This is a genomic window from Dyadobacter sp., assembly GCF_051859145.1.
Classification (GTDB): Bacteria; Bacteroidota; Bacteroidia; order Cytophagales; family Spirosomataceae; genus Dyadobacter.
In genome coordinates, this window is sequence record NZ_JBHYGF010000439.1 from 1 (window position 1) to 3,201 (window position 3,201).

4 protein-coding genes and 1 pseudogene are annotated in these 3,201 nt (G+C 46.6%); 4 read left to right on the plus strand and 1 reads right to left on the minus strand.

The window, feature by feature from the left end:
- The first annotated feature begins 260 nt into the window (after positions 1-260).
- On the plus strand, positions 261-731 hold the full coding sequence (locus tag ACTIE6_RS21230; protein WP_439558544.1) for an NADH-quinone oxidoreductase subunit A: 471 nt from the start codon (positions 261-263) through the stop codon (positions 729-731).
- Positions 732-746: 15 nt separating this feature from the next.
- Here the strand turns inward: ACTIE6_RS21230 and ACTIE6_RS21235 are convergent, their stop codons facing one another.
- Positions 747-1,496, minus strand: a complete 750-nt coding sequence (locus ACTIE6_RS21235) for a hypothetical protein (RefSeq protein ID WP_439558542.1) — start codon at positions 1,494-1,496, stop codon at positions 747-749.
- A 136-nt stretch (positions 1,497-1,632) separates the two neighbouring features.
- On the opposite strand from ACTIE6_RS21235, the gene nuoB reads away from it, so the two are divergent.
- The 3 genes and pseudogenes from nuoB to ACTIE6_RS21250 all read left to right on the plus strand — a co-directional run.
- Positions 1,633-2,157: an NADH-quinone oxidoreductase subunit NuoB gene (gene nuoB, locus ACTIE6_RS21240; protein ID WP_056285014.1), complete on the plus strand. Its 525-nt coding sequence runs from the start codon at positions 1,633-1,635 to the stop codon at positions 2,155-2,157.
- An 11-nt stretch (positions 2,158-2,168) separates the two neighbouring features.
- On the plus strand, positions 2,169-2,714 hold the full coding sequence (locus ACTIE6_RS21245) for an NADH-quinone oxidoreductase subunit C (protein ID WP_439558543.1): 546 nt from the start codon (positions 2,169-2,171) through the stop codon (positions 2,712-2,714).
- An 88-nt stretch (positions 2,715-2,802) separates the two neighbouring features.
- A pseudogene (locus tag ACTIE6_RS21250) lies at positions 2,803-3,201 on the plus strand (hypothetical protein); the annotation flags it as partial.

Consider the following 3,201-nt stretch of genomic DNA (forward strand, 5'->3'; position numbering starts at 1 on the left):
AATCAGAAGCCGGCAGGCAGCCAAACTGCTTCTAAAAAGCGGCTTTTCAGGAGATACCCGCTGGGCCGCTAACTGGTAACACGGAGTCAGAAAACCCAAATTCGTTGAGTCCATTCAATGAATTTAGGTGAATTGGTTGAATTGCTTGTTTCGTAGAAGCCTACCCTGAAGCGGAAACGCATTGGATAAACCGCGACAATTTCATCGATTTTGTAAACGGGGAGATTTAACGATTAGATTTGCAGGAAAGACTGCTGAATATGATTTCTGATTTCGGATATATACTTCTTTTTATCATTGCCGCCCTGGTACTCCTCGGCGTGATGCTCACGATTGCCAAGTTCCTGCGTCCGCATAAGCCGAATGAAGAAAAGCTGACAACCTACGAATCCGGCGAAGACCCGCTCGGTAATGCGCAGATCCAGTTTAATGTCAGATTTTATATCGTTGCACTGGTCTTTGTTTTATTTGAAGTCGAGTTGCTTTTCCTTTTTCCCTGGTCCATTGTTTTCGGAAATGAAGATCTTATTAAGCAGACCAACGGAGAATGGGGCTGGTTTGCCATGGCTGAAATGACGGTTTTTATCGGGATATTGATCCTGGGCCTCGCCTACGCTTGGGTGAAAGGTTATCTCGACTGGGTACGCCCCAAACCTCAGGTGCCGGAAATAAAATCGCCCTTGCCTGCTGATATGTACAAGCAGGTCAACGAGCGATATAAGGCTAATTAATCAGCGAGTTCTAGCTTAATGCATCTTACCCCACTTTTTATCGTGTGGTTTCGGAAAAACAACAAATCCAACCTGTACATAAACCTGGTTCACTTTCAATGAAGGCAAATCGCTGATTGTGACATTTTCACCCTTCCATTTTCTTTTTCCTAGCAGCGGCTGGTGATAGGTTACCTTTCCGCTCAGGTACACTTTATCATTTACTTTCGGGAAAAGATTCATTTTGTAATCAACTCCCAAACCTCCGTGGATATTTACATTGGGTGTAAAAAGCTTCACTGCCTGGAAAGAAGAAGGATTATTGATCACCTGGCCGATGGTCGCATTTCCATTACTCTTAATATTCAGCCTGTAAAGCATCAGATCCACACCCAGGGGAATCATCACGTTCCAGCGGGAAGTATTCACGAGTTTCGGACCTCCATCCGTCCCGATCCCGATACCTGAGAGGTAAGCCTTCTTTACATTCTTGTCCGTAGTGTAATTAGTACTGTTCATAATAATAATCCGGCCTTCTGAGAACCACTTTTCCGACTCAGTCCGCCGCGCAAGCACAATAGAGCCCATTAATCCCTCAAACGGCTTTACACCAAGCTGCGTCAATTGATCGCGTATCGCTTTGTTGTTAGGCAGAAGACCCAGTTCTGCATAAATCGCCATTCCGCTTTTGAATAACCTGACTGTTGTATCAGCTTCTGTCTGCGCATTTGCAGTACGGGAAAAAACGATCAGAAAGGAAGCAATGAGAAGTAATTTGTTTTTCATATTGTTGTAGTTAAATGCATTTGTTTTGTAACGCAGGCGGAAACCGTTTCTTGCCGATAATGGTTTTAATTGTAACGTCTGTATCACAATAGCAGGCAAAATTTGTACCAACCAGATAGCAGTATCTGATAGCGAGATGAGTGAAAGAGCAAAAACCGGTGACGGAGGAATTATATTAACTAACGCTGAGGACCTTATGAACTGGGCGCGCCTCTCATCGTTGTGGCCCATGGGATTTGGTCTGGCGTGCTGCGCCATTGAAATGATGGCAGCTTATGCGTCCAATTACGATTTGGAAAGGTTTGGAATCATGCCGCGACCTTCCCCAAGACAGTCGGACGTGATGATTGTGGCAGGTACTGTCACTTTTAAAATGGCTGACCGGATCAGGAGATTATACGAACAAATGCCCGAGCCACGCTATGTGATCTCAATGGGAAGCTGCTCCAACTGCGGCGGGCCTTATTGGGAGCATGGATACCACGTGGTGAAAGGAGTTGACAGGATTATCCCGGTGGATATATACGTGCCCGGCTGTCCGCCAAGACCGGAGGCGCTGATCGGCGGGTTTATGAAATTGCAGGAGAAGATCAGGAATACCAAAGAAGTCGCACCCGCATTGTTCCTGGAAATGGAAGCTGCGGAAATGGTAACCGCCTAACTTTTGAACAAATGAATTTTCAAGAAATTACTTCCCTGATTGTTGCGCGGTTTCCGGAACTGACGATTGATGCGGACACCAAAAATCCACAGCCCGTTTTGATAGTTCCCAAAGACAATATTGCGGAAGTATGTCAGTTCCTGCACGAGGACAACCGTCTGTTTTTCGACTTCCTGGCTTGCATTACAGCGATTGATAACGGGCCCGGGCTGGCAACAATGGAGGTGATTTACAACCTGACTTCTATTCCTTACCAGACAGATTTCACGATTAAATCCGTATTTCCGAGGGATAATCCGGAAGGTGACTTGCCTGTGGTACCTACCGTAAGCCACATCTGGCGCACTGCCGAGTGGCACGAACGGGAAGCTTACGATTTAATGGGTATTCATTTTAAAGGCCACCCCGACCTGCGCCGGATCCTGCTTCCTGAGGACTGGGAAGGTCACCCGCTGCGCAAAGACTACCATGCGCAGGAGCGTTACCACGGCATATATGTAAGGTATGAAGATGGCGGGCCTGGTCAGGAACTCGTTGGCCCCGACCATACCTTGTAATTGTACCTGCTGCTGAAATAAACTTTCAAATTTGGAGGCGTAAAAAAGGCTGGCTATTTTTCGTTATCAATTTTCAATAGTCACGTGCATGCGCTTCATCCTATTTTTCGCCCTGTTTTCAGGTGTATTTCAGGTTTCTCAGGCTTCGACAGATTCGCTGATCATCAAGGGCAGGATACTCAACCTGAATGGCCGGCTATATAGGCAGGCTTCCTTCATTAATTTTTCCCGTAATAACATACTGCAGCCACAGTCGGAGCTCAGCAAGCAGGCGCCGCTGGAAGCTGACGGAAGTTTCAGGGTTTCGCTTCCCATGCTTTTTACGCAGGAAGAAATCTACCTGGATTACGGCGGAAAAGCATTCACAACTTTCCTGGGCTCTCCGGGCACTGTGGAGATCACCTTCAATGGAGATTCCCTTAATACAACGGGCAAACTGTTTTATTTCGCGGGTGTAAATGCCGATGCCAACAATCAGTACCCGCTT